Below are 24198 nucleotides of genomic sequence, written 5' to 3'. Positions count from 1 at the left end.
CCCCGGGGCTGCGTCTGCGCAGCACCATAAAGGAGTACCGTTTATGACTGACATTACTATTTACCACAACCCGGCCTGCGGGACGTCGCGCAATACCCTGGCTCTTATCCGTAACAGCGGGGTGGAGCCAGCAGTGATTTTGTATCTGGAGACGCCACCATCCCGCGACGAGTTGAAGAAGCTGATAGCCGGTATGGGTATCAGCGCACGCGCCCTGCTGCGCAGAAACACAGAGCCGTATGAGCATCTGGGGCTGGCAGAAGACCGGTTCAGCGATGATGAACTGCTGAATGCGATGCTGGCTCACCCCATCCTCATCAACCGACCAGTGGTTGTGACGCCGCTCGGCACAAGACTCTGTCGCCCTTCGGAAGCTGTTCTTGAGATTCTTCCTGACCCGCAGCAGGGAGCATTTACGAAAGAGGACGGCGCAAAAGTCATTGATGAACACGGAAACCGGATCAGCTTCTGATTTTTAAGCTTGCTGCCGGCAGGAAATCAATAGAGCGTTTAGCTAAAACCAAAGTCCGCTTCTGGCACAAAGCAGACTATGGCAGCTAGATTTATGCTATGAGCGACGCGCAGACGACACCAACGCCCACAACTTAATGATGATAAGAGTTATCTTTATGACAGGGAGGAGGCTAGAGTCACTTCAGCTGATTCAGAGGATAAGCGTTAGTGGTGCTGAAACATCGCTGTAGCGCTCGGTAATAATAATTTTTTTACCTTTAACAGCATATCTTACCGTACTGTCTGCGGGATCATCCCGCCAGCGACCAATGCTGTCGGGATTGTCAGATGCCCACATAATCTGATCACCTGTAAGCTTGCATTTGATGGCCCAGCGGGTGTCATCATCCTGCCGAATGTAATGTACATAGGCAATACCTGATTCGACTTTATCGAGCTGCATGATTTTATAATCGCGGCCAAACATTGCAGCAGAAGCCGCCTTACAGGCCTGGCCTACCGTGACATCAGCAGCCTCTACCGGCGCAGTAAAAATTAGCGGAATCAGAAATAAAAGTTTTTTCATGTCATTAAGACCCTTTTCTATTTCAGAAATAAAAGTTTTTTCATGTCATTAAGACCCTTTTCTATTTCAGAAATAATACCTGCTGTCTATTTCGGCAAACCATTCCATTTCTTGATAAGGATCTGGTGTTGTAATGACTGAATCGTTTTAACAGTCCTTAGTTAATCTGAAATGCTGTCTGCCTACAGACTATAGCGTGGTGAGTATACTGCCTGCTCTCCGCTCTGCAGATGCACAGATGCCTCCCGGCATACAGTGTAGGATCAGGAGAAATCGCGTCGGCTATTCTGCTTCACGAATGAGGCCGCCTGCCAGCCTGCCCTTAATCAACAAGACTTACTCGTATGTTTTTTGTGATTGAATATTAAGGTATGCCTGTTCAGCCTGACTTTATCCTTTATCCACTTAGCGTGGTCATCATGCCGCAAAAAGTGCAATGACAGGCAACGATTTCAGGTCTTATAGCAACGCATATCACCGTACCGGGACCCAATCCCCTGCTTTTCCCTTTTCCAGGTCACACAACCGATGCTGAAAGAAAACGTAAACGATTTAATTTATCTGGTCGTCGTGGCGGAAGCGCGCAGCTTTACCCGGGCGGCGGCGAAGCTGGGCATCTCCCAGTCTGCCCTCAGCCATGCCATTCGCGGGCTGGAAACGCGCCTCAACGTCCGGTTGCTGACACGCACCACCCGCAGCGTCGCCCCGACAGAAGCGGGTGAACAGCTGATCAGAACGCTCGCCCCGCTGTTCAGCGAAATCGAGTCGGAGCTGGTCAGTGTCACTGAGCGTCAGGATATGATCGCGGGCACGATCCGGATCACCTCAAGTGAGCATGCGCTTACTTCGACACTCTGGCCGCGTCTGAAACCCTTTCTGCAGCGTTATCCCGACGTGAATCTCGAATTTTCCGTGGATAACAGCCTGACCGATATCGTCAGCGATCGCTTCGACGCTGGCGTGCGGCTGGGTGAGCAGGTTGAAAAGGATATGGTCGCGGTGCGTATCGGGCCGGACTGGACTATGTGCGTGGTCGCCACTCACGCCTATTTTAAGCAATATGGCAAACCGGCGACGCCATATGAACTGCAGCATCACAACTGCATCAATCTGCGTCTGCCGACGCTGGGCGGACTCTACAGCTGGGAATTTATGCGTGATGGCAAGCCCATCAGAGTCAAAACGCAGGGGCAATTAATCTTTAACCATCTCCCGTTGCGCATCGACGCCGCGCTGAGCGGGATGGGGATCGCCTGTGTTCCGCAGGATAGCGTGGCGGAACATCTGAAACAGGGCCGTCTGGTTCAGGTGCTGCAGGAGTGGTGTGAACCCTTTCCGGGCTACTTCCTCTATTACCCCAGCCGCCGACAGCACACCCGCGCTTTTGCGCTGCTGCTTGAAGCGGTGCGCTATCGCGGCTGATACGCTGAAAAAGCTATCGGCGGACATCCCGTATCTGAAGCTGAGCCTGCCGGGCCTGACGTCCGGCTATGACCATCGCCACGACAAACACCAGCGCGAACAGTACGACGATGGTTGGAGCGGGCGCGCTGTCGATAAAGAACGAGAGATAGACTCCGCTCAGTGACACCAGCACGGACACGATGACGGCCACCAGTAGCGCCTGGGAAAACCGGCGGGTAAGCAGCACCGCAATCGCGCCCGGTGCGATCAGCAGGGAGATCGACAGGATAATCCCGACCGCTTTCAGCGTCGCCACAATCGTCAGCGAGACCATGCAGAGCAGCCCATAATGCAGCCAGCGTGTGGGTAACCCCGAAACCTGCGCCTGCTGTGCATCGAAGCTGAACAGCATAAAGTCCCGCCACTTCAGCGCCATCACGGCCACGATCACTACGGCGATGATCGCGGTCTGGAGCATGTCCGCGCCGGTGATGCCGAGCATATTACCAAACAGGATATGATCGAGATGCACGTCAGGTTTAACCGCGATATAAAGGATCAGCCCCGCCGCAAACATGCCTGAGAAGACGATCCCCAGCACCGTATCCTGTTTGATGCGGCTGTTGTCCTGCAAAAATCCACTGGCAACGGCGCAGAACACGCCCGCGACAAAGGCGCCTGCCGCCAGCGGCAGGCCCGCCATCCAGGCGAGCACAATGCCGGGGAAAACCGCATGGCTCATGGCATCGCCCATCAGCGCCCACCCTTTCAGCACCAGAAACACTGACAGGATGGCACAGGGGATCGCCACCATCAGCGCCGTCAGCAGGGCGCTGTTCATAAAAGCAAACCGGAAAGGTTCAAGGATCCACATCAGCCAGCTCCTTCTCACTCTGATAGCGACTGCGACGGCGTTGAGCCAGTAAACCCTGTTTCGGGGCAAAGAGAAACGCCAGCAGGAACAGCAAGGTCTGCGCCACCACGATGATGCCGCCCGTTGCGCCATCCAGGTAGTAGCTTGCCCAGGCACCCAGAAAACTGGTGACGCTGCCGATAGCCACCGCGATCGTCAGCAGACGCGGAAAGCGGTCGGTGAGCAGCCAGGCCGTAGCGCCCGGCGTCACCACCAGAGAGATCACCAGAAATGCCCCGACGGTCTGCAGAGCTGCCACCGTCGACGCGGCCAGCAGCGTAAAAAACAGGATTTTCAGCCGTTCGGGGTGCAGCCCGACGGCGCGCGCGTGGTTCTCGTCAAAGAAGGTGACCATCAGATCTTTCCATTTAAACAGCAGAATCAGGGCCGACACTCCCCCAATCAGGCCCAGCTGAAAAATGTCAGCGGGGTCGATCGCCAGAATATTGCCCAGCACGATGGTCTGAATGTTCACCGCCGTCGGATTGAGCGACACCATAAACAGGCCGAGACCAAAGAAGGAGGAGAAGATCAGGCCGATAATTGCATCCTCCTTCAGGCGGGTGCGCTGGTTCAGTAGCAGCATGCTGCCCGCCGCCAGGCCGCCGGAGAGAAACGCGCCCAGCGCAAACGGCAGACCCAGCATGTAAGCGCCTGCGACGCCCGGTACTATCGAGTGTGAAAGCGCATCGCCTATCAGCGACCAGCCTTTGAGCATCAGATAGCAGGAGAGAAACGCGCAGAGCGCGCCAACCATTGCAGAGACCCACATCGCGTTGAGCATGTAGTGATAACTGAAAGGTTCCAGCAGCCACGCCATCATCTGGCCTCCCCTGCCTGCGAAGGCCGGGACAGAGGCTGTGCGTCAGTCACAGGCCCGTCAACCACGGCATGACGCAGCGCACCGCCGAAGGCGCGTTCAAGGTTGGCCGCTGTAAAGGTGGTCCGGGTCGGGCCGCTGGCGAGAACCGTGCCTTTCACCATCACGGTGTAATCGCAGAAGGCAGTGACGGAATCCAGATTATGGGTTGAAACCAGCAGGGTCTTACCTTCATCGCGCAGTTCGCCCAGCAGAGCGATGATCCGCGCCTCGGTCTGTACATCCACGCCGGTAAAAGGTTCGTCCAGCAGGATCACGCGGCCCTGCTGGGCGATGGCGCGCGCCAGAAAGACCCTTTTCTTCTGCCCGCCAGAGAGTTCGCCAATCTGGCGATGCCGGAAGTCCAGCATATCAACCCGCGCCAGCGCCTCACTGACAATCTGCTGGTCGTGCGCTGTCGGACGGCGCAGCAGGCCCATGTGACCGTAGCGCCCCATCATGACCACATCATCCACCAGCACCGGAAAGGACCAGTCCACCTCTTCCGACTGCGGCACATAAGCCACCAGACTCTGACGCAGCGCCTCGCGGGTCGGCCTCCCCAGAACAGAGATGGTGCCGCTGGCGAGCCGGACAAACCCCATCAGCGCCTTAAATAGCGTCGATTTACCGGAACCGTTCACGCCCACCAGCGCCGCAATCGACCCGCCCGGTATGCTGAAACTGGCATCCCGCAGGGCGGTATGGCCATTGCGATAAATCACGGTGACGCCGGAAGCCACGATAGTGTCACTCATTCTGATTTTTCTCCTGCGGTAATGCCCTGCACCAGCGTGCGGGTGGTGACATGAAGGAGGTCGAGATAGGTCGGTACGGGGCCGTCGGCCGCACTCAGCGAATCGACGTAGAGCACGCCGCCGTAATGTGCGCCGGTTTCACGCGCGACCTGACGGGCAGGTTTGTCTGAGACGGTGCTTTCACTGAATACCGCCGGGATCGCCTGCTTCCTGACCTGATCAATGACCTTTCTCACCTGCTGCGGCGAACCCTGCTGGTCGGCATTAATCGGCCAGAGATAGAGCTCTTTCATGCCCAGATCACGGGCCAGATAGGAAAACGCGCCCTCGCTGGTCACTATCCAGCGTTTATCCTCCGGGAGGCGGGCAATCTGCTGCCGAAGCGGCGCCAGCGTCGCAGTGATTCTCTGTTTATAGGCCGCCGCATTCTGGCGATAGATTTCTGCATGGGCCGGATCATGCCGGATTAGGGCATCACGGATGTTATCGACATAAATCAGCGCATTGTCGGGTGACATCCAGGCGTGAGGGTTGGGTTTTCCGTTGTAAGGGCCTTCGCCGATGCCGATTGGCTGAATGCCAGCCGAAACTACCACTTCCGGCACGCCGTCGAGGTGCTGATAGAAACGTTCAAACCAGCGCTCCAGATTAAGCCCGTTCGCCATGATTAACCGCGCACCCTGAGCCCGTTTGATGTCGCCCGGTGTGGGCTGATAGTCATGTATCTCCGCGCCCGGCCGGATAATGGAAACGACCTCTGCCGCCTCCCCCGCGACGTTACTGACCATGTCCGCGATAACGGTGAAGGTTGTTACGACCTTAAGTTTTTCTGTTGCATAGCTGCTGGTGGTCATCAGCGCGCTCAGCAGCACGCCGGTTAAAAACACGCCGATCTTTTTTGTCGGGACCATGAGGCGCTCTCCAGAGATGATGAAAAATCAGACATTATTAGCCCGTGCTAATTTTTATAGCACAGGCTATAAATTTTTGACAGCGCCCGGATGTGAAGTTTCTTAAGCGTGGGAGGCTGGATGTGAAGTTTTGTCAATGATGGGATTATCCTGTTGATATCGCGTGAGTTCGCGTTTGTAACCCACGAAGTTTGTATCGCACGGATTTCGACTGAGCGGTACGGTTGCCGCGCACTGTCGCTGGCAGAGCGTGTCATCATCCGCCTTACGTCAGATGAAAAGCAGTCCGCCCGGCTACCCGCCAGAAACCTGATCGCCGCGCGTCAGAAGGTGCTCAGTCTGTAAACCAGACAATTAAAATAATCTTATTGATAGGCTGAATTGATTAAATCTGGTAATTTTTTTTGCTAGAGTTAAAGTTACTTACCGCAATCACCCAGGAGGATATTTTGTTTTTTTCCAGCGACGAAAAAGCGAATGTCATCATTGGCGAAGCCGCAATGAACCTGTTTAATGCCGGTCAGGAAGTGAACGTTGAACTGCTGATTAAAGAGCTGCTGATCATGGCGGGCTCAGAGGTCAACGAGTCCCGCCTTGAGCAGATGCAGGATGCGCGTCAATGGTTATCAGGATTTAAAACAATTGGTTCCCGCCGTACCGGCGCGGCAAACTGGCTGTCCGGAACTACCGCGACAGACCCTGCTGTTTCTGAATCTGCTGATGACATCTATTTCAGGCACTGACCTCAGTGCCTGATTTCTTCCGACCTGTACAGCGGGTCGGAGCAGGTCGGGATTGAAACGATACAACTTTCTGGTACAATTTACCCCTCGCGATAACACCCCCGCAACACCCTGTTTTACAAGGTTTAGCACTTTTTGCACAAAAATAATAATTTTGAAAACTCAAAATCTTGTACAACTTTTTTGTAAAAACGTATAACTTACGCATTTGGTGATGTATAACTTGTACATTGCTGTGCGATTGATTTAAATCACCTGAGGAAATTAACATGCGTCAGAACGGACAATCCCCGGAAACGTTCAGCGACATTGCCCGTTACTTCAATCAGGCCAGCTCCCCTTCTCAACAGGAAACGCTGGGTTCTGTTGTGGTAGAAATTCTGCGCGCAGGCAATAGCCTCAGCCGCAAAGCGATTTGCAGTAAGCTTCTGCGTCGCCTGGAACAGGCGTCAACGCCGGAAGAAGAGCAGCACCTGCACGAATTAATTTCGATGCTTTTCCGCCGCGAAGATTAATCCCCTTTCCGGCAGCAGATTCAGGATGCCCGATTTCAGCCAGTCCAGGACGGTTTAACGTAGTAAAAGCCCAGTACTGCTTTCCCGTATCCGGTGCGCCCGACCGCACCCGATGACGCATACGGACCCGCAGCATGGCCATTGATTCGTAATCAGAGAAGCCAGTATGTACAGAAGTGAAGATGAGAAACTGACAGATGTGATGATCGGTGAAGCCGTTCTTACATTGCTGAAGTCAGACAAACCGGTGTCCAGTAACGCCCTGATCGCGCAGCTCGAGCTGATGGCAGCGAATGCGGAAAGCGACGCGAAAGTGTCGATCATCCGCAGAGCCATCACCGAGGTGCGGAACGGCATGGTTGCTGCGCGTAAACGTGTCCAGAACGACGGTGCGGAACGCGATAAGACGGCCCATCGCATGACCAGTGATGGCCCGCCTGAGGGGTCCAAAAAGCACTGATTGAAGGTATTGCTTACCTGTTGCGCGCGGCTGGCAATAAGCGAAGCGGCAAAGCAGCAGAAGATGTTTTTATGCAGGCTGGGCAAAACGAAAACAGCATCTACACTCGTTTTGACCTTAACCATTGCGTCTGACTAATTTTCTTCAGAGAACGAAAAAATCATGCAACACTCTTCATCAGATTCTTCCATCATTGACTACTTTCGTGGCGAAGGTGATCTGCTGGCTCAGGAAACCGAACTGCTCGGCGCGCTGATCCGTGACATCGTGGCCGATCAGGGCCGCGTCACCAATAAAGCCATTATTCTCTATCTGATTGCGGAGCTGGAATGTACGTCAGATGTGGTCCGGCTGGATGTGCTGCGTAAAACGCTGGAAATTGTGGTAGGACGTACGCCTGACGATACCGGCATCTGATCCCCTTTCCTGCGCTGTCTCTGACGGCGCAGGTTTCTCCCGTTTATTCCGGCTTGCGAAAACCCGGATTCCTTAAGAAAATTCTTACATAACGTTCTGATATTTATGCCTCATACCCTGTCAGAGGGAATGAAATTCGAAAGCAATTTTATCTCTGCGGATATATCGCTTCCGCAGACAGTGATAAAACAGAAGTTCGGTTTTACCGGTTATTTTATGAGCAGAAAGCCGGCTGATATCCTGGCTGAAATATAAGCGGCGGCCGGGTGAATAAAGCCCCTGATGCCCGATCGCTGTTTATTGCGACTTATTATCAACGCAGAAAAGAAAAGGCTGCAGGGGAGATGAGAGGGGAGCTTCAGGATGGCGCCTGTCGTTGACGCCACCGGCCTTAATGCATCTTGCGGCTGAAAAAGCTTATCGCTTCCTGGCACAATGCTTTTAGCCTGCTGTCGCGCGTCTCTTCGCTCAGGCGAAACAGCGCGTCCGTAATGTCGTGAAAATGAACCGGCTCTCCCGCCTTGATCAAATCACTGACCACCGCGCCGACAAGCGCACGGATTTCATTATCATTATCGTACTTCACACGACCTCCCGACGGTGTATGAATATCCAGTCTAACATCAGCAGAAGCTAAAAACCAAAAAGCCAGCGCCGCTGAAATATAAGCGAAGCGGCAGAAAGGTTATTAATTAACCGATTACAGGCTGTTTTCTGACGTTATTTATGCCCGCATAACCTGCCGCTGATTAATAAATAGAAGAGTGTCGGAATCCTTGCCAGATTAATTTTCTGTTTATAAATGTTAACCGCCACCATTTAACGTGCGCCGACGCCCCACTGCCCTCCCCTGCCACATCAGCCCGCTGTCCTCTTTACAGCAGAGTGTGCGGCCTGCCCGGTTATGAACAAAGATCGCAGTCCCTCAGCAACAGATGGCCCGCACTGTGGTAAAACGGGATTTATCTTCCGCAGTCGTGAGCAGCGCATGGCCCGATTCACCCACAAACAGATTGCCGCCCAGTCAGGACTGAGCCTGGCCACGGTCGATCGAGCGCTGCATCAGCGTGGTAATGTTCATCCGCGTACCCAGCATCGTATCCAGCAGGCGATAGCGGATCTGGAGCTGATGCAGAAAGCAGGGCTGGCCCGAGGAAGAACCCTCTATTTTGACGTGATCATGCATACCCCAGACCGTTTTCAGCCCCTGATCCGCGAGGCGTTTACCCGCCAGATCGCCAGCTTTGCGGCCTTCCGACTCCAGCTTCGCTTTCATTTTGGCGCGAACCTCACGGCAGAGACGATTAATCAACTGCTGAACAAAAAGGGCCTGCACAGCCACGGCATCATCCTGAAAGCGGCCTGCTCCGGCGAGCTTCACCCCACGCTTGAAGCCCTGCTCCGCCAGCGTGTGCCGGTGGTAACCATGATGAGCGATTTGCCTGGCAGCGCGCGTCTGCGCTATATCGGCATGGATAACTTCGATGCCGGTAAGGTGGCGGCGTTTCTGATGTCCCGCTGGCTGCGGGTCAGTCGTTCACATATCGTTGCGGTTACCGGCAGCCAAGACTTTATTGGCGAGCAGGAACGCATCCAGGGATTTCAGCGGGCAATGCAGACATTTTCGCCTCAGCATCGGGTCAGCGTGGTGGCGGGCGGCTTTGGGATCGATGCGCGGATGCACCAGTCGGTTTCGCAGTTCCTGCAGCAGCATCCGGACGCGGATGCCGTTTATACGGTTGGCGGCGGTAATCCCGGCATCCTGCGTGCCTTTGCAGAACAGAAGCGCCAGATCAACGCCGTAATCGGACACGATCTCGACAAGGAAAACTGCGCGCTGCTCCAGGCGGGAAAAATCGATGCGCTGATCGAACATAATTTACAGCTCGATGCGCTGCACGCCTTCCGGACGCTGCTTGAATTTCATGGATTTCTGCCCGCGACCGCTCCGCCCGCGCCCTACTCTAAAATTAATATTATCACCCGCTACAACATGACGACCTGACTCATCGGGCCATTCATGAGCAGCGCTCATAGCCGCTTGCAGAACAGGCGGGCTAATCGCGATCCGGCTCATCAATTACACTATGCATTAACCTTAACGACAGGAGCGAATGATGAAAATTATCACCAGCGGTGCGCAGCCTTCCCGTCCCGGCCCCGCCGACTATTTTACCGGCAGCGTCCGGATTGATGCCCCCTTCCAGGCAAGCGAACCTGCCCGTGTGGGCGGCGCGACGGTGACCTTCGAACCGGGTGCGCGAACGGCATGGCATACCCATCCCCTCGGCCAGACGCTGATCGTCACGCACGGCCAGGGCTGGATCCAGTGTGAGGGAGAAGCGGTTCAGGTCATAAACTGCGGCGATATCGTCTGGATCCCGGAGAATGTGAAGCACTGGCACGGCGCCACGCCGGATAACGCGATGACCCATATCGCGATTGCTGAATCCCTGAATGGCTCACCGGTGACGTGGCTGGAGCCGGTCAGCGACGCGCACTATCATCGCTGACCGGCGCTGATGAGATCCTGACGTGATCGATTAGCGCGCGCATCTTGGGTGCCAGGTTTTTACGGCTGGGAAAGTAGAGGTAGAAGCCGTCAAACGCGGGCAACCATGCGTCAAGCAACGTCACCAGCTCACCGCGCGCAATGTAGGGCTGAAACGTCTCCTCCATACCGAAGCTGATGCCGCCGCCCGCACAGGCGGTGCGGATCATGATCCCCATATCATTGGTAGTGAGCTGCGGATTGACGGCGACATCAAATTCCCGGCCCTGCTCAGCAAACTCCCAGCGATAGGGCGCCACCCCAGGCCCTTTTCGCCAGCCGATGCAGCGATGATGCACCAGATCCTGGGGATGGTGCGGCGTCCCCGCCCGCGCCAGATAGTCGGGTGACGCGACCGCTACCTGACGCTGCGGCCGGGATACCGGCACGGCGATCATATCCTGTGCGATCACCTCCCCCAGCCTGACCCCTGCGTCATAGCCCTGCCCGACAATATCAAACTCCTCGTCGGTGACGGTGATGTCCAGCTCAATGCGCGGATAGGCGGTGATAAAACCTGCCAGCAGCTCGCCGCCCAGCATCCGCTCCGCTATTGAGGAGATCGCCAGCCGCAGCTGACCGCGCGGCTCGGCCGCCAGTTCAGCGATATCCGTTACGGCGCGGTTGAGCTGGCTAATCGCTGGCGCGACGTCGGCATAGAGCCGCTGCCCGGCCTCCGTCAGCGTAACCGAGCGGGTGGTGCGCTGCAGCAGCGTGATGTTCAGCCGGTCTTCCAGACGCCGCAGACTCTGGCTGATCGCCGGACGGGTGACGCCCAGCTGCTCAGCCGCCAGCCGGAAATTCTGCGTCTGCGCCACTATCACAAAAATCTCGAGGGCATTTTTATCGGTCATCATTGGTTAGCCTGAGTTACCAGTGTGGGAACTAATGCGTGGATTATCTTTATAATCCAGCCGCCGTATGATTGCCAGTGACAACTCAACGGGAGAACCACTATGTCTCAGAAAGTGATTTTAATTACCGGCGCATCCAGCGGCATCGGCGCAGGCATCGCGCGTGAACTGGCGAAAACCGGAGCCATTCTGCTGCTGGGCGCACGGCGGGAAGATCGCCTGGCGGCGCTGGCCGACGAGCTGCGGTTCAACGGCGCGGAGGTCGCAATCAAAGCGGTAGACGTGACGCGCCGTGAAGAGGTGGCTCAGTTTGCAGACTATGCACAGGCGAAATGGGGCCGGGTCGATGTGATGATCAACAATGCCGGTATCATGCCGCTCTCGCCGATGGCGTCGCTGCGGGTTGAAGAGTGGGATCAGATGATCGACGTGAACATCAGGGGCGTGCTCTATGGCGTCGCGGCCGTGCTGCCCGGCATGCTGGCCCGCCAGTGCGGACACATCATCAATATCGCCTCTATAGGTGCGCTCGCCGTGTCGCCGACGGCAGCCGTCTACTGTGCCACCAAATTTGCGGTGCGGGCGATTTCCGACGGACTGCGTCAGGAGAACAGCCAGCTGCGGATCACCTGTGTGCATCCGGGCGTGGTTGAGAGTGAGCTGGCATCAACCATTACCGATCCCGCCGCCGCCGAAGCGATGCAGCACTATCGCGCCATCGCGCTGCAGCCGGACGCCATTGGCCGCGCCGTGCGCTACGCCATCGAACAGCCCGAGGAGGTGGATGTAAACGAAATCGTGGTGCGGCCAACCCGGACCCGACAGTAAAAAAATGGCCCGGTGCGCGGGCATCGGGCCATATCATCAGTACAGGATTTTGCGGGTTCGCTGTATGGTAATGGCAATTGCCGTCAGCGCCACCAGCATCAGGAATATTCCCAGCCCCACCATCGCGTTAAACCCATACGCCTTAAACAGCAGCAGCCCGGCAATACAGCCGCTCAGGAATGAGAACACCGTGGTCAGATGCGTGTGCAGCACCTTCTGGAAGAAGCGACGGTCGTCGGTTTCAAGGTGCACGGCGTGAGACGTATGCGCAAAGATCCAGGAGCCCAGCGCAATACCGGCATCGGTCAGTGTACCGGTGATGTGGGTCGATCTGACGCGGCCGTTGGAGAGCTGCGTCGACGTCGCATTATGTATCCCCATTAAAAAGCCCAGCATCACCAGCACTTCACCATTAAAGCTCGGCCGGTAGAACATCAGTTCAAACACTGACGCCGCCGTCAGCGCCGCGCCTTCCGCCAGAATAATCAGACAGAAAATGGTGCGCAGTTTGTATTTGTGCCCCACCACAACCGCCAGCCGGGCAACGGTGCAGCCCAGTACGAACGCCCCAATCAGCGCCATCAGAAACAGCATGGTATGCAGGTCGCTGGTGGTCACTTCCTCCGAAATCTGCGACGTATTGCCGCTCATGTGCGATGGAAAAAATCCAAAGGCACCCAGCGCCATCGCGTTAAGAATACCGGCCGTGGTGGCCAGCACCAGCGCCAGCAGACGATCTTCGGTATGCGAACGAACTTTCTTCTTTTTTATCAGCACAGGCTTCCCCACATCAGATGAATGCTTAACGTCCTTCAAACTTTCAAGCATACAACCTGATAGCGATAATTCCTGTCAGAACCAGAATACTCTGACGAAATAAGCCATTAATTTTGCTGATTTTTATAAAGCAGTTTCAGTTTACTTTTAAAAGTGTCAACGACGTGATAATTCACTTACATAAGCGCAGCGGCAGAGCCGATCCCGGCCTCAGTCAACCACGAAGAGGGTGGCGCCAGTGGTGGTCGATGAGCGATGCGGTTCGGCATCATCCGCCACCTGATAACTGACGCCGGGCGTCAGCACAAACTGACGGCCATCGGCCAGGTCCGTGTGCAGTTCACCCGCCATACAGAGCAGGATATGCCCTTTGGTGCACCAGTGATCGGCGACATAGCCGGGGGAATAATCAACCATCCGCACCCGGATAGCGTTAAACATGACCGTCCGCCAGGTCGCCTGCCCCTGGTCGCCGGGATGGATTGTCTCTTCAACCTGATCCCAGTGGGTCAGGCCGAACGGCAGATTTTCAATTTTCATACTTTCCTCGCAGACAGGCTGAAAGAGTCCGTTACGCCAGAGCCTGCGTCACCGCGTCTTCCGCGTGAATCAGAGTGGTATCGAACAGCGGTACGCTGGCATCCGTGGCGTCAACCAGCAGGGTAATTTCGGTACAGCCCAGAATAATGGCCTCGGCCCCCTGCGCCACCAGCTTCTGCATGATCTCCCGGTAGCGCAGACGCGACGCGGGATTGATCTCACCCAGGCAGAGCTCGTGATAAATCACCTCATGGACAAATGTCCGATCGGCTTCATCCGGGGTAATGATCTCAAGGTCAAACCGATCGCGCAGCCGTCCGCGATAGAAATCCTGTTCCATGGTAAAGCGCGTCGCCAGCAGCCCGGCTTTACGCACCCCGGCCTGCCGGATGCGCCGTCCGGTGGCGTCGGCGATGTGCAACAGCGGGATCGCCGTCGCGGCGCTGATTTGCCCGGCCACTTTGTGCATGGTGTTGGTACAGAGCACGATAAACTGCGCGCCAGCCCGTTCCAGATTACGTGCTGCTTCCGCCAGGATCTCACCCGCCTGCTGCCATTCGCCCGCAGCCTGAAGCTGTTCGATACGCTGAAAATCCACGCTGTAGAGCACCAGCTCCGCCGAGTGAAGCCCGCCCAGCTGCTGTTTAACCTGCTGATTCAGAATACGGTAATAGAGGGCGGTGGATTCCCATGACATGCCGCCTAACAGACCAATCACTTTCACAACTGACTCCGGGTTCAGGGGTTGAGTTCTCAGCATGCCAGATTGCCATCCATCGGCAATGCGTTTCTTCCGGTGCTGTCGTTGACTGCACAGAAGCACACCACAGAGGCAACAGGCCGTTCGCCGGGCGAGTTCCCTTCACAGGCTACTACGGGCACCACCGCCTGGACTGGCGGCGATCAACCTGAACGTTGTCTCAACAGCGGCTAAACGGGGTTAACGGCAGGCAGAATCTGTGGCAGGATACGCGCCCTGCGTCTGGCCATACCCGGCTGACTTAACTGCACATAACCGGTGACTCAAATGGCTAAACTCAAAATCCTCCTTCCTCTGCTGCTGATCCTCGCCCTCGCCGCCTGGTGGTTTATCCCCCATGACAGCGAAGAAGATAAGGCGTATTACGTGGCGGTGTTCTGCGCGATTGATCATCAGGATAGCCAGACGGCTGACGAGCAGATGCGCAATGTGATCGAGGGCGGCAATTCCGACTACGCTCTGCAAAAAATTCATTATAAATCGTCGCTGGGTCGCCGCGTCATCAGTCACTGGCAGGATCTCACGCCGGATGAGCAGCAGCGCGCCACGCAGGATAATTCTGCCTGTCAGCAGTTACTGAATCGCTAATCCGTGAGACAGGGAGCAGGCTGTTCACTTCAATAATGAAGGAGTCACCATGACCCAGCCAGAACGTAAAAACTATCCGCAACCGGGGGACGTCAAAGCGCCCTGTACATGATGTAAAGCAGGGCACCACATGAGTTGCCCCTTAGCTACAGAGCAGCAACAGACGATATCCACATGGCAGCATTATTTTGCGCAACATCAGAAACCGTCGCCCGGCTGTTTTTTTGCCTGTTTTCGCCCGGCAGGCCTGACCTCTATTCTGACGGATTTTCCCGGATGAGCGACAGACAGGTAGACGACTGCGGCCATTTAAAGAATGCCGATTGAAAGATAGTTGTGGAACAGATCGCTCAACTTCGTCTGAAATTTTTCGGGACAAAAGAAAATTGATGACTCCATAGATGTTCAGGGCGTCAGACGAGACAATTTATGCCCTCCCCCGGTTACGCCATCAGGCCTGAGCGAAGGCTGTATCGCTCTTCAGCACCCGATTTCGCTCAACTATCTGCGCGAAATATTACTTCAATCCAATCCGACGCTGAACACTTTCGTTAGACAGCTCAAAGCCTATGGCACAATAAAGGTATATTCACGGTGCGAATTATTTTACCCGGCCTGCTGTTTGTTCTTTGCGCAATAGCAATTTCAAAGCGATAGCTATCGTCGTACCCGTCGGTTTCTTTTATGCCTTGGCCGCTGCTTTTCATATCAATGGCGATGAAGCGGCCATCGACTTCATACTGGTAGCCAGTTTCATTCTTTCAGTAATCACGTCTGCTGCGTTTTTTATGGTTGCTGAAAGGTTTGTGCAAAAAACGCTGAGCATGGCTGCATGATTAATGAGTCAGTTAATGAGAGTGACGCTCTGATCTGATCCCCCTGCGAGTGAACTTTCTTTATGCCGCGCAGCATCCTTACCTCTTTTCCTCGATGGTGTGATTAGACAATTTCTTCATACCGCTACAGGTAATAGCCGTCAGCTTTACCGTTGTCACCGCTGGCAGCATCTGCTTCACTTGCTGGCGCGTCACCGCCCCGATAAAGAGCGATGCTGTAGCATCCGGACGCACTCAGTCGAAATTGACCCTTTTCCCCTTTTTAATCAGCCCTCAAAGCCCCTGCGGCATCCTTTTCGCAAATGCGAAGAATCTCCGCGTGACTATAATTTTGACCTGCATGGCCTTTTTTTATATATGCAAGAAAATCGTAAGGAATTTGTAAAGCCTGGCAAAAAGATGCGGTACAATTCCGGCAAATTGCTTTATTAATATATGCCAGGAAGGTATTCCCTCTGATGATTTACGATTGTTTCCTGTATTACGATGAAGACATGCTATTAGAGCTGCGCCTGAATACGCTTTATGAACATGTTGACCGGTTTGTCATCGTGGAGTCCCTTTACACGTTTACCGGCAAGCGCCGTGACAGGCTGAATTTCGATATCCAGAAATTTTCGGCTTTTCGTGACAAGATTATTTATGTCGTTAATGACGCCATACCGACCATTTATCAGCATGAGTTTGTCTCCGGCAGTTCAGTCGTAAAAGCAGGCGAAACCGATCCCTGGGAAAACGAGACAATTGCCCGTAATGCTATTATGCGCGGCCTCGACTTCGCCCAGGATAGCGACATTATTATGGTCTCGGACGTTGACGAGATCCCCCGCCCGGAGGCCCTGAAACAGTTCAGCTCGCGCCATCTCTGCACGACGCTGTACCAGAATTTTTATAACTTTAAATTCAATGTTCAGGTACTCAACGATGATGGCTCTGCGCGCCTGTGCCGCCTGCCAAAGATGACCACCATGAAGAATCTGAAACGCTTCTTCCTCGGGCAGCCGGAATTGCTGCGCAACGTGAAGCGCAAAGGTACGCCCATCAGGGAGAGCTGGTGGCGCTGGAAGCTGCTTAAGCTTCGCACCCGTACGGTCCGGGATGCTGGCTGGCACTTCTCATGGGTCATGACAGACGCCCGCATCAGCGAGAAGATGGCGACGATTTCCCATACGGAACATAATCTTCCGGAGTTCAACAATCCGGATCATATCCGTCGCTGTGTTGAGCAGAATATTGATATCTGGAACCGGCCCCGGAAAATGGTGATCAGGCCAGTCACGCATGAATTTATGCCTGTCTGGCTGGTGCATAATCAGGCCCGGTTTAGTGACTTTATCAAACGTTAGTTGCTGCATAGTTTTAGCCCACACTCAGCGATTTTTTTATTGTCAGCTGATGTATCACTGCCGGGTAAACCTGTTACAACAATGCGTTGAGGGTAAAGGCTATGCCTTGACGTCGGCAATCACATACGGGCTGTTAACCCGCGACCGATCAGCCAGTGGCAGGAACTCACGCAGGATAATTCTGCCTGTCAGCAGTGACTGAATCGCTAATCCGTGACACAGGGAGCAGGCTGTTCACTTCAATGATGACGGAGTCACCATGACCCAGCCAGAACGTAAAAACTATCCGCAACTGGGGGACGTCAAAGCGCCCTATGTGCATGCAGTGAAACATGGCAGCACACTCTATGTTTCCGGGCTGACGGCGTTTGGCACGGCAGCGCAGCAGGGAGAGATAGCTGAGCAGGCGGAAGCCATTTTTGACCAGCTCCGCCTTGTTGCAGAGGCCGAGCAGACCTCACTCGCCGCACTACTGAAGGTCACGATATTCGTGACCTCGTTCACCGAAATAAATGCCCTGCGCCAGGTCCTCTATCGCTATTACGGTGATCATCTGCCCGCCAGCTCGCTGGTGCAGGTCAGCGGGCTGTTCTCGCCGGATCTGCGCATTGAGATTGAGGCCATATTCGCGCTCTGAATGACGGGCCTCAGAGCAGCCATGCTGACGCGGCCGCGCCGCGCGCCAGATAGCCGATGCGATAGACCTCCTGCTCACCCGCGGGCCGCTGAGAGGAGGCACGGAGAGTGATCCCCTGCCAGCGGCTCACATCCCAGGCGCTCAAGCCGGACCTTTCCGGCAGCGCGGTAAGAACCGTATGAGGCGGGATCGTCCAGCGCTCCAGCGTCATAAAGCGGGCTTCGGCTAAATCCGGTATCGGAGCCTGGTCCTCAGAAGCCAGCCAGCATTCGGGAGTCGGCCAGCCAAAATCGCGGACCAGCGCGGCGAAGCCGGGCGTCTGCAGGAAACGCTGCATCGCTCGTGCCTCCTGCCAGAAATAGATCGGCGCATAGCGGTTTTCCCCTAAGCCCCCCTCCTCACGGCGGGCACAGAGATACGCTTTGGCTATCAGCCCCGGAAAGCCATTCAGCCTGGCGCCATTCTCTCTGATCCGTTGTTCGATAATGCCCATATCGTAGTCGGCGGGCAGAGTAAAACGGTAGTGCATCACAATCATAACGCCTCCTGAGCCAGCATCCGGCCGCCGCTGAAGCTCCACTCTTCGGTGGTGTTAAACTGGATAACGATCATTACATCCTCAGGCGCAATTCCCATCTCCCTCTGCAGCGCCGAGCAGAGCGCATGATAAAACTGCTGCTTCTGCTGCCGGGATCGCGGCCTGCCTGCCGTTATCTGAAACAGCACAAAATCATCGCTGCGGCCGTCGCTCAGATAATGACGATCGAATACCCGCTGAGCGACAGGCAGCATCTCAATGATCTGAAAGCAGTCCTGCCGGGGGACGGAGAACTCCGCCACCAGCGCCTGCTGAAGCAGCCCGGAGAGCTGACGCAGCGCCGCATCGCTGTAGCCCTGAAGCAGGGTTATTCGTGTGACGGGCATGTGTTGTCCTCCAGATAGTTCAGCGCGGTAACCGCAGCAGGCCAGCCCGCGTAAAACGCCAGATGCGTGAAACTTTCCACCAGCTCATCCCGGCTCAGTCCGTTTTGCCGGGCAAACCGGATATGCCAGGGGAGCTGCTCAACCCGTCCCAGCGCCGTCAGGGTTGCCAGCGTCAGCAGGCTGCGCTCCCGTGCTGACAGCTGGTCGCGCTGCCAGATATCGTCAAACAGCACCTCACGGGTCAGTTCTGCCAGTTTTGGTGCCTGCTGCGCCAGTGTTTCTCTGTTCAGTGAAGTTTTCATTGCACACTCCTTAGGGGTCAGACAGAGTGTCTCCCGGGATGATCATCCTGAAAATCAAATTAATCAGTACCTACCCTTCACCTTTACAGGACGATAATGGACAGGTTACCGGAATCTCTGGATATGGATGCGCTGCGCAGTTTTGTGGCGGGAATAGATGCGGGGAGCTTCGCCCTGGCCGCGCAGCATCTCTGCCGGTCCGCTTCAGCCGTCAGCGCGCAGCTCAAAAAACTCGAGCAGCAATGCGGTACGCCACTGGTAATGAAAAAAGGGCGACATCTGCAACTGACCCGCAGCGGAGAACAGCTGATGAGCTATGCCCGACGACTGCTGACGCTGAACGACGAGGCGCTGCGGGCGGTAAAAGGCGAAGGATTACAGGGGGAGATCCGTATCGGCATGCAGGAGGATTTTGGCGAAGCCCTGATGCCCGCCATTCTCGGCGCTTTTAACCGCCAGCATCCGGATGTAATGCTGACAGCCAGGGTTGACCGCAATCAGGCGCTGCTCACGGCGCTGGCGCGTCATGAACTGGACCTGGCGCTGCTCTGGCAGTCTGAACGGCAGCGTGGCACGCAACTGATTGGACACTGTCCGTTAGCCTGGATACAGCATCCGGCTTTTGATCTGGCGGGCTTTTTGCAGCGCGGTGAGCCGCTGCCGCTGGTGGTTTTCGATGCACCCTGCGTGATGCGATCCCGCGCCACGGAGGCACTGGATCGGGCCGGTATTCCGTGGCGCGTGGTGTTTACCAGCCACAGCCTGAGCGGGATCTGGGCCGCACTGCAGGCCGGGCTGGGGATAACGCTGCGCACCCGCGCCGGGTTGCCGGAGACGCTCGGGGTGGAATCCCGGCGGCTGCCCGCGCCCGGCACCCTGGGTATCGCGCTGGCCTGCGCCGATCAGGAAAACGATCCGGCGCGTGCGCTGTTGCAGCATCTGATCGCAGAAGCCGCCCTGCCCTTTGTGGCCCGCTGACGGCGGGTCACAAAGCCCGCTGGATCAGCGACGCGCAATACTCCGCAGAAAGCTCGCGATCCCCGAACAGAATATGGAACATCACGGGTGCCACGACCGCATCGACCGCACGATTAACGTCAAATCCCGCCTCTCCGCGTGCCAGCGCACGGCTGTTGAGCGTTTCCAGATGCTGATAGGTGAAGTGGCAGCATCGCTGGCTGGCCTGTTCTGCATGACTGCCGATCACATCAGCCAGCAGTTCACGGCCGACCTTCGACGACATCTCCTCAACATATTGCTGAATAAAAACGTTAAGGTCGCCCGTCATTGAACCGGTATCTTCCGGTTCCGCGATTGGCCGCATCCGCGCCAGGGCCACGTCCGCCAGCAGCTGCGTCAGATCGCCCCAGCGCCGATAAATCGTGGAGGGCGTAACGCCGGCCTGATCTGCGATCATCGGCACCGTAATGGCAGAACGATCGTGCGTTTCCAGTAACCGGTTTACCGTCGCATGCACCTCCGCCTGGATACGTGCGCTGCGTCCACCCTGACGAATCATCTCCTTCGCCATCTCTTTCTCCTGCTTTCGCTATCCGAATCATTTTAAAGCAACGAAGTTGCATTAACAGATAGCGGCAGTGTACCGCATCTCAGGCTAAGCAGGCGGTAAAGTGTGCTAAACGAAGTCGGGCGCGGCTTCAGCCGCATCTCAGGTAAAGTGGGAAGGGATCAGCCGGACGTCGCATCACCCTTTTGCACCGCCAGCCAGTCACGGCGGGTCAGGGTGTACATCAGGCTCGGCGGCAGGTCTTTCAGATCCTTTACCTTTTTCAGAAAGGTTAAGCCTGCTTTTTCCAGCACCCGGCGTGACGCCAGATGATTTTCCCGCACCACACCCGTAATGATACTCAGCCCGGCCTCTTCAAATCCGTAACGGATGGCTCTTTGCGATAGCTCGGTCGCGTAGCCTTTTCCCCAGGCGTCCGGTTCAAACCGGTAGCCGAGGTTATTGGTGGGATGACCATCAAACCGGCTTCTGAAAACACCCCCAAAACCGATGATTTTCTCCGGGCGTGCTTTCTCAAAAATGGTCCAGTCGCCGAAGCCGTCATCCTTATAGCTCTGTAATCTGAGTTCCATAGAATGGACCGCGTGTGACCTGTCAGGCCACGGCCCCATCGGGTTAAATCTGTGTGTCTCAGGGTCGCCATAGATTCTGAAGAGATCGTCCAGGTCTTCACGAAGGGTATAGCGGTAAAGCAAACGCTCTGACTCCCAATACATCGACTGCTCCTTGTGGGTACTGAAATTCACGCTATGTCAGCGACCTGTTCTGCCACCCGGCGGTGTTAAGACAGCAGCAGGCAACCGGAAAAACAGTTCATCCGGTAATCGGCTGGTTTTCCGCGTTTTTACCAGGCTCAGGCTGAACAAAGTTTATAAAACACAGTGCCACAGTTCCGGCAGTGATGCCATTGATGTTAATGTTCTGTTAAAGCCAGACGCCAGGTTTCGTCTCTCATCGCCGGCGCCTGAAACGTGGATTCATCAGCAGAGAGGATATGTATGGCTGAACAGCGCAACATCATCACCGAACCGGACGAACTCGACAGTCTCTATGGCAGCGTCGCCCCCCCGTCTATTGCGAAGGTCACCGCTTATATTCATCCCGCGTATCGTCCGTTTATCGAAGCCTCGCCTTTTGTGGCGCTGGCGACCTCGGGGCCGGACGGACTGGATGTCTCCCCGCGCGGCGATCCGGCTGGATTTATTGACATTCAGGATGAGAAAACGCTGCTGCTGCCTGACAGACGGGGAAATAACCGTATCGACAGCCTGCGAAATATTCTGCATGACAACCGGGTTGCGCTGCTGTTTCTTATCCCCGGCATTGGTGAGACGTTACGGGTGAACGGCACGGCGGCGATCAGCACCGATCCGGCGTTGCTGGAGCGGTTTTCCGTCAACCACCAGCAGCCCAGAACCGTACTGCGCATCAGCGTGGAGCGCGTCTTCTTTCAGTGCAGCCGCGCCATTATCCGCGCCGGATTATGGGATGCGGATACACAGATATCCCGCCAGGCCCTGCCGAGCACCGGTTCGATTCTGAAACAGATTGCAGAGATCGACGGGGATGCCTATGACAAAGCGCTGCCGGAAAGGCTGAAAAATTCACTGTATTGAGTCCTTTTCTGTTCAGGCAATCTCAGGGCCTGCGGAAAACCCGAGGGCCACTACGGTGACATTCCGCCGCAAGCCCTGAGTGCCCGGCAGAGAGGATCAGATAACCGAAACAGGGCGTTACGCGAGGCTCTCTAGCCGTTGCTTCGCATTCAGGTAATCGTAAGAGGTGACTTCAATTTTGTTATCACTGAGATCGCTGAAATAAACGGACATGGAGACGTCATGGTCACTGACGCTGAAGGGAATATTATGTTGCTTCAGGACCGGAATCAGTTCGCTGAATGACCGGGCTGCGACCCTGAAAGCCACCGTATGACCCGGATGCTGCGATCGCCGGAGAAAAAGAGAGAGGGATGCCCCGTGGTTACGAATCACCAGCGGGCCGCCCTGCTCGAACCAGAATAAAAGGGACTCGTCGCGAGAAAAGCCCAGGATGGTCTGGTACCACCGCTCGGCAAGCTCAATGTTTTCAACGTACAGATGAATATGGTCAATCTCGTCTATTTTCATTTTCCTGTCTCCTGTTAGTTGTCAGCCATCTTCGCCAGGTTACTTCTGATTAACAATCTGATGAGCACACAGGAACACGAAACATAACCCGGTCTTCTGGCGTGCAGAAAGCGATCTGATTGTTTCACTCACCTCCTGAGTAAGGCTCTGCCATAAAAGCCTCTGTGGATTTTAGCGTTCCTGCACACCTTCATTGCCGCAGCAGGATTTGTTAAAGCAAAGATATTGCATTAAGACACCGTTCGCCGTATATCTTAAAGCTAATATTTTGCATTAAGGTGATCTTTATGAACCCTGCCCTGACGCCTGCGGCGGCCACCCGCACCACGCTATTCAGCTTTACCGGCGCAGTACTGATTTCAGCGACCAGCAGCGCACCCACGCCGCTTTATCCGCTCTATCGCACGCTGTTCCATCTGTCGCCGCCCATGCTGACGCTGGTCTTTGGCGCTTACGCTTTTGCCCTGCTGGCCGCGCTGCTGACGGTAGGAAAAGTGTCGGACTTCACCGGGCGGCGACCGCTGATGCTGCTGGCCCTGGCGCTCAATGCGCTTGCGCTGGTGGTATTCATGCTGGCCAGCTCGGCGGCGACGCTGATAACTGCCCGGCTGGTGCAGGGGTTTGCGACCGGCATCGCCCTGCCAACCTTTGGTGCCAGCCTGATCGACGCCAGCAAAACCCGCGGGCCGCTGCTGAACTCCTTTACGGCATTCCTGGGGATGACCCTGGGCACGCTGGCAGGCGGATTTCTGGTGAGCTTCGCCCCCTTTCCTACCGTCACGCTCTACGCGCTCTTACTGCTGATGATGCTGGCGGCCATGGCGCTCTTACCCCTGATACCGGAAACCATCGCGCCTCAGCCCGGCGTTCTGGCCGCACTGCGTCCTCAGGTCAGCATTCCGCGCCGCGCACTGGGCCCTCTGCTGAAAGTGACGCCGGTCAATATTGCCACCTGGATGCTGGGCGGCTTCTATCTTTCCCTGATGCCCGGCATGGTCGCCAGTGCCACGGGGCTGACGTCACCACTTATCGGCGGATCCGTTGTCGCCACGCTGATGCTGAGCGCAACGGCGGCGGTGCTCCTCTTTCGTCTGCTTCCACCCGCACGCGCACTGGTTATCGGGACGCTGATGCTGATCACCGGCGTCACGGTTACCCTGACCGGCCTCTCACTGCACAGCGTGGCCTGGCTCTATGTCGGCACGGCGATAGCGGGTCAGGGGTTTGGATCGATTTTCTCCAGCGTGCTGAAAATCATTTTGCCGCTCGCCGAAGGACATGAGCGCGCCGGTCTGTTTGCCGCCTTTTTAGTAAAAAGTTACCTCGCCTTTGCCCTGCCCGCGATTGCCGCCGGCATCGCTGCGCCCCATATCGGGCTGAACCAGACCGCCTGGTATTACGGCATGACGCTGATTGTGCTGGCGCTGATGTCGCTGCTGGCCGTCAGAGGGCGTGCATTCGCCGGTGCGCCCGGTTCCTGACATCGTGTAGCGCACCCGATGGCGCTGGCATCGCCCCTGAAGCGGAATTTTCACATACACTCAACGGATTGATTTCAGGCGCAGTGGACGCACAATGCCAT

General features: G+C 55.8%; 31 protein-coding genes and 1 pseudogene. 16 read left to right on the top strand and 16 right to left on the bottom strand.

The features are described 5' to 3' along the window. The first annotated feature begins 43 nt into the window (after nucleotides 1-43). Nucleotides 44-472 carry a glutaredoxin-dependent arsenate reductase gene (arsC, locus tag J1C59_RS19530; protein ID WP_128084610.1) on the top strand — a complete coding sequence of 143 codons (429 nt, stop codon included), beginning with the start codon at nucleotides 44-46 and terminating at the stop codon, nucleotides 470-472. Nucleotides 473-650: 178 nt separating this feature from the next. Here arsC and J1C59_RS19525 read toward each other — a convergent pair. Beyond that, nucleotides 651-1039 (bottom strand): annotated as a pseudogene (locus tag J1C59_RS19525) (hypothetical protein). Between the two features lie 528 nt (nucleotides 1040-1567). Here J1C59_RS19525 and J1C59_RS19520 point away from each other — a divergent pair. Continuing rightward, nucleotides 1568-2461: a LysR family transcriptional regulator gene (locus tag J1C59_RS19520; protein ID WP_128084609.1), complete on the top strand. Its 894-nt coding sequence runs from the start codon at nucleotides 1568-1570 to the stop codon at nucleotides 2459-2461. A 13-nt stretch (nucleotides 2462-2474) separates the two neighbouring features. On the opposite strand, the gene J1C59_RS19515 is transcribed toward J1C59_RS19520, so the two are convergent. Genes J1C59_RS19515 through J1C59_RS19500 form a run of 4 tightly spaced genes read right to left on the bottom strand, consistent with a single transcriptional unit; the run spans nucleotide 2475 to nucleotide 5884 of the window. After that, complete coding sequence (locus J1C59_RS19515) at nucleotides 2475-3317, bottom strand: metal ABC transporter permease (protein ID WP_128084608.1); 843 nt, start codon at nucleotides 3315-3317, stop codon at nucleotides 2475-2477. Then, the gene (gene sitC / locus J1C59_RS19510) at nucleotides 3304-4176 is read right to left on the bottom strand and encodes an iron/manganese ABC transporter permease subunit SitC (protein WP_128084641.1); all 873 of its coding nucleotides are present in this window, start codon (nucleotides 4174-4176) and stop codon (nucleotides 3304-3306) included. Before sitC ends, J1C59_RS19515 begins: the two co-directional genes overlap by 14 nt. Next, nucleotides 4176-4973: a manganese/iron ABC transporter ATP-binding protein gene (locus tag J1C59_RS19505; RefSeq protein WP_128084607.1), complete on the bottom strand. Its 798-nt coding sequence runs from the start codon at nucleotides 4971-4973 to the stop codon at nucleotides 4176-4178. The genes sitC and J1C59_RS19505 overlap by 1 nt, the downstream gene beginning before the upstream one ends. Beyond that, nucleotides 4970-5884: a metal ABC transporter substrate-binding protein gene (locus tag J1C59_RS19500; RefSeq protein WP_128084606.1), complete on the bottom strand. Its 915-nt coding sequence runs from the start codon at nucleotides 5882-5884 to the stop codon at nucleotides 4970-4972. The genes J1C59_RS19505 and J1C59_RS19500 overlap by 4 nt, the downstream gene beginning before the upstream one ends. 449 nt (nucleotides 5885-6333) lie before the next feature. Here J1C59_RS19500 and J1C59_RS19495 point away from each other — a divergent pair, with 449 nt between their 5' ends. The 4 genes from J1C59_RS19495 to J1C59_RS19480 all read left to right on the top strand — a co-directional run bounded on the left by J1C59_RS19495 (nucleotide 6334) and on the right by J1C59_RS19480 (nucleotide 8019). Next, nucleotides 6334-6627: a hypothetical protein gene (locus J1C59_RS19495; RefSeq protein ID WP_128084605.1), complete on the top strand. Its 294-nt coding sequence runs from the start codon at nucleotides 6334-6336 to the stop codon at nucleotides 6625-6627. A 269-nt stretch (nucleotides 6628-6896) separates the two neighbouring features. Further along, nucleotides 6897-7142: a regulatory protein YcgZ gene (gene ycgZ / locus J1C59_RS19490; protein WP_128084604.1), complete on the top strand. Its 246-nt coding sequence runs from the start codon at nucleotides 6897-6899 to the stop codon at nucleotides 7140-7142. A gap of 166 nt (nucleotides 7143-7308) precedes the next feature. Beyond that, complete coding sequence (locus tag J1C59_RS19485) at nucleotides 7309-7602, top strand: hypothetical protein (RefSeq protein WP_128084603.1); 294 nt, start codon at nucleotides 7309-7311, stop codon at nucleotides 7600-7602. A 162-nt stretch (nucleotides 7603-7764) separates the two neighbouring features. Next, the gene (locus J1C59_RS19480) at nucleotides 7765-8019 is read left to right on the top strand and encodes a biofilm/acid-resistance regulator YmgB/AriR (protein WP_111138900.1); all 255 of its coding nucleotides are present in this window, start codon (nucleotides 7765-7767) and stop codon (nucleotides 8017-8019) included. Between the two features lie 391 nt (nucleotides 8020-8410). Here J1C59_RS19480 and J1C59_RS19475 read toward each other — a convergent pair whose 3' ends face one another. Further along, complete coding sequence (locus tag J1C59_RS19475; RefSeq protein ID WP_128084602.1) at nucleotides 8411-8605, bottom strand: hypothetical protein; 195 nt, start codon at nucleotides 8603-8605, stop codon at nucleotides 8411-8413. Nucleotides 8606-9007: 402 nt separating this feature from the next. On the opposite strand from J1C59_RS19475, the gene J1C59_RS19470 reads away from it, so the two are divergent. Both J1C59_RS19470 and J1C59_RS19465 read left to right on the top strand, forming a co-directional pair. Then, a complete protein-coding gene (locus J1C59_RS19470; RefSeq protein WP_128084601.1) occupies nucleotides 9008-10024 on the top strand; it encodes a LacI family DNA-binding transcriptional regulator in 1017 nt (338 codons plus the stop codon). Nucleotides 10025-10136: 112 nt separating this feature from the next. Continuing rightward, nucleotides 10137-10532, top strand: a complete 396-nt coding sequence (locus tag J1C59_RS19465) for a (R)-mandelonitrile lyase (RefSeq protein WP_208721846.1) — start codon at nucleotides 10137-10139, stop codon at nucleotides 10530-10532. Here J1C59_RS19465 and J1C59_RS19460 read toward each other — a convergent pair. Beyond that, nucleotides 10507-11427 carry a LysR family transcriptional regulator gene (locus J1C59_RS19460; RefSeq protein ID WP_128084599.1) on the bottom strand — a complete coding sequence of 307 codons (921 nt, stop codon included), beginning with the start codon at nucleotides 11425-11427 and terminating at the stop codon, nucleotides 10507-10509. The two genes, J1C59_RS19465 and J1C59_RS19460, sit on opposite strands and share 26 nt — an antisense overlap. Nucleotides 11428-11526: 99 nt before the next feature. Between J1C59_RS19460 and J1C59_RS19455 the strand changes: the two genes are divergently transcribed. After that, a complete protein-coding gene (locus tag J1C59_RS19455) occupies nucleotides 11527-12252 on the top strand; it encodes an SDR family oxidoreductase (RefSeq protein WP_128084598.1) in 726 nt (241 codons plus the stop codon). 36 nt (nucleotides 12253-12288) lie between these two features. Here the strand turns inward: J1C59_RS19455 and J1C59_RS19450 are convergent, their stop codons facing one another. The 3 genes from J1C59_RS19450 to J1C59_RS19440 form a co-directional block, all read right to left on the bottom strand. Beyond that, nucleotides 12289-13029, bottom strand: a complete 741-nt coding sequence (locus tag J1C59_RS19450; protein WP_375717571.1) for a YoaK family protein — start codon at nucleotides 13027-13029, stop codon at nucleotides 12289-12291. Between the two features lie 210 nt (nucleotides 13030-13239). After that, complete coding sequence (locus J1C59_RS19445; RefSeq protein WP_128084596.1) at nucleotides 13240-13569, bottom strand: DHCW motif cupin fold protein; 330 nt, start codon at nucleotides 13567-13569, stop codon at nucleotides 13240-13242. 31 nt (nucleotides 13570-13600) lie between these two features. Continuing rightward, on the bottom strand, nucleotides 13601-14293 hold the full coding sequence (locus tag J1C59_RS19440) for an aspartate/glutamate racemase family protein (protein WP_128084640.1): 693 nt from the start codon (nucleotides 14291-14293) through the stop codon (nucleotides 13601-13603). 303 nt (nucleotides 14294-14596) lie between these two features. On the opposite strand from J1C59_RS19440, the gene J1C59_RS19435 reads away from it, so the two are divergent. The 4 genes from J1C59_RS19435 (at nucleotide 14597) to J1C59_RS19420 (ending at nucleotide 17736) form a co-directional block, all read left to right on the top strand. Beyond that, nucleotides 14597-14917: a hypothetical protein gene (locus tag J1C59_RS19435; RefSeq protein WP_128084595.1), complete on the top strand. Its 321-nt coding sequence runs from the start codon at nucleotides 14597-14599 to the stop codon at nucleotides 14915-14917. Nucleotides 14918-15546: 629 nt separating this feature from the next. After that, nucleotides 15547-15753, top strand: a complete 207-nt coding sequence (locus J1C59_RS19430) for a hypothetical protein (protein WP_242281411.1) — start codon at nucleotides 15547-15549, stop codon at nucleotides 15751-15753. Nucleotides 15754-16211: 458 nt separating this feature from the next. Then, a complete protein-coding gene (locus J1C59_RS19425) occupies nucleotides 16212-17099 on the top strand; it encodes a glycosyltransferase family 17 protein (protein ID WP_128084594.1) in 888 nt (295 codons plus the stop codon). Between the two features lie 259 nt (nucleotides 17100-17358). Continuing rightward, nucleotides 17359-17736 (top strand): RidA family protein, encoded by a 378-nt coding sequence (locus J1C59_RS19420; protein ID WP_128084593.1) that lies wholly within the window; start codon nucleotides 17359-17361, stop codon nucleotides 17734-17736. A 10-nt stretch (nucleotides 17737-17746) separates the two neighbouring features. Here the strand turns inward: J1C59_RS19420 and J1C59_RS19415 are convergent, their stop codons facing one another. Genes J1C59_RS19415 through J1C59_RS19405 form a run of 3 tightly spaced genes read right to left on the bottom strand, consistent with a single transcriptional unit; the run spans nucleotide 17747 to nucleotide 18962 of the window. Then, nucleotides 17747-18274, bottom strand: coding sequence for a DUF4865 family protein (locus tag J1C59_RS19415; protein WP_128084592.1), 528 nt, complete (start codon nucleotides 18272-18274; stop codon nucleotides 17747-17749). Then, nucleotides 18271-18660 (bottom strand): tautomerase family protein, encoded by a 390-nt coding sequence (locus tag J1C59_RS19410; RefSeq protein WP_128084591.1) that lies wholly within the window; start codon nucleotides 18658-18660, stop codon nucleotides 18271-18273. Before J1C59_RS19410 ends, J1C59_RS19415 begins: the two co-directional genes overlap by 4 nt. Continuing rightward, a complete protein-coding gene (locus tag J1C59_RS19405; protein WP_111138913.1) occupies nucleotides 18642-18962 on the bottom strand; it encodes a carboxymuconolactone decarboxylase family protein in 321 nt (106 codons plus the stop codon). Before J1C59_RS19405 ends, J1C59_RS19410 begins: the two co-directional genes overlap by 19 nt. 96 nt (nucleotides 18963-19058) lie before the next feature. Between J1C59_RS19405 and J1C59_RS19400 the strand changes: the two genes are divergently transcribed. Further along, on the top strand, nucleotides 19059-19940 hold the full coding sequence (locus J1C59_RS19400) for a LysR substrate-binding domain-containing protein (RefSeq protein WP_140916930.1): 882 nt from the start codon (nucleotides 19059-19061) through the stop codon (nucleotides 19938-19940). A gap of 7 nt (nucleotides 19941-19947) precedes the next feature. On the opposite strand, the gene J1C59_RS19395 is transcribed toward J1C59_RS19400, so the two are convergent. Continuing rightward, entirely contained in the window at nucleotides 19948-20493 is a 546-nt protein-coding gene (locus J1C59_RS19395) for a TetR/AcrR family transcriptional regulator (protein WP_128086621.1), read from the bottom strand. 158 nt (nucleotides 20494-20651) lie between these two features. After that, the gene (locus J1C59_RS19390) at nucleotides 20652-21206 is read right to left on the bottom strand and encodes a GNAT family N-acetyltransferase (RefSeq protein ID WP_128086625.1); all 555 of its coding nucleotides are present in this window, start codon (nucleotides 21204-21206) and stop codon (nucleotides 20652-20654) included. Nucleotides 21207-21488: 282 nt separating this feature from the next. Between J1C59_RS19390 and J1C59_RS19385 the strand changes: the two genes are divergently transcribed. Beyond that, nucleotides 21489-22106: a pyridoxamine 5'-phosphate oxidase family protein gene (locus tag J1C59_RS19385; RefSeq protein ID WP_128086622.1), complete on the top strand. Its 618-nt coding sequence runs from the start codon at nucleotides 21489-21491 to the stop codon at nucleotides 22104-22106. Between the two features lie 117 nt (nucleotides 22107-22223). Here the strand turns inward: J1C59_RS19385 and J1C59_RS19380 are convergent, their stop codons facing one another. Then, nucleotides 22224-22616 (bottom strand): VOC family protein, encoded by a 393-nt coding sequence (locus J1C59_RS19380; RefSeq protein WP_128086623.1) that lies wholly within the window; start codon nucleotides 22614-22616, stop codon nucleotides 22224-22226. A gap of 287 nt (nucleotides 22617-22903) precedes the next feature. Here J1C59_RS19380 and J1C59_RS19375 point away from each other — a divergent pair, with 287 nt between their 5' ends. After that, a complete protein-coding gene (locus tag J1C59_RS19375; protein ID WP_128086624.1) occupies nucleotides 22904-24097 on the top strand; it encodes an MFS transporter in 1194 nt (397 codons plus the stop codon). Nucleotides 24098-24198 lie beyond the last annotated feature (101 nt).

The organism is Pantoea deleyi, from assembly GCF_022647325.1.
GTDB lineage: Bacteria > Pseudomonadota > Gammaproteobacteria > Enterobacterales > Enterobacteriaceae > Pantoea > Pantoea deleyi.
This window is presented reverse-complemented; position numbering and strand designations above follow the sequence as displayed.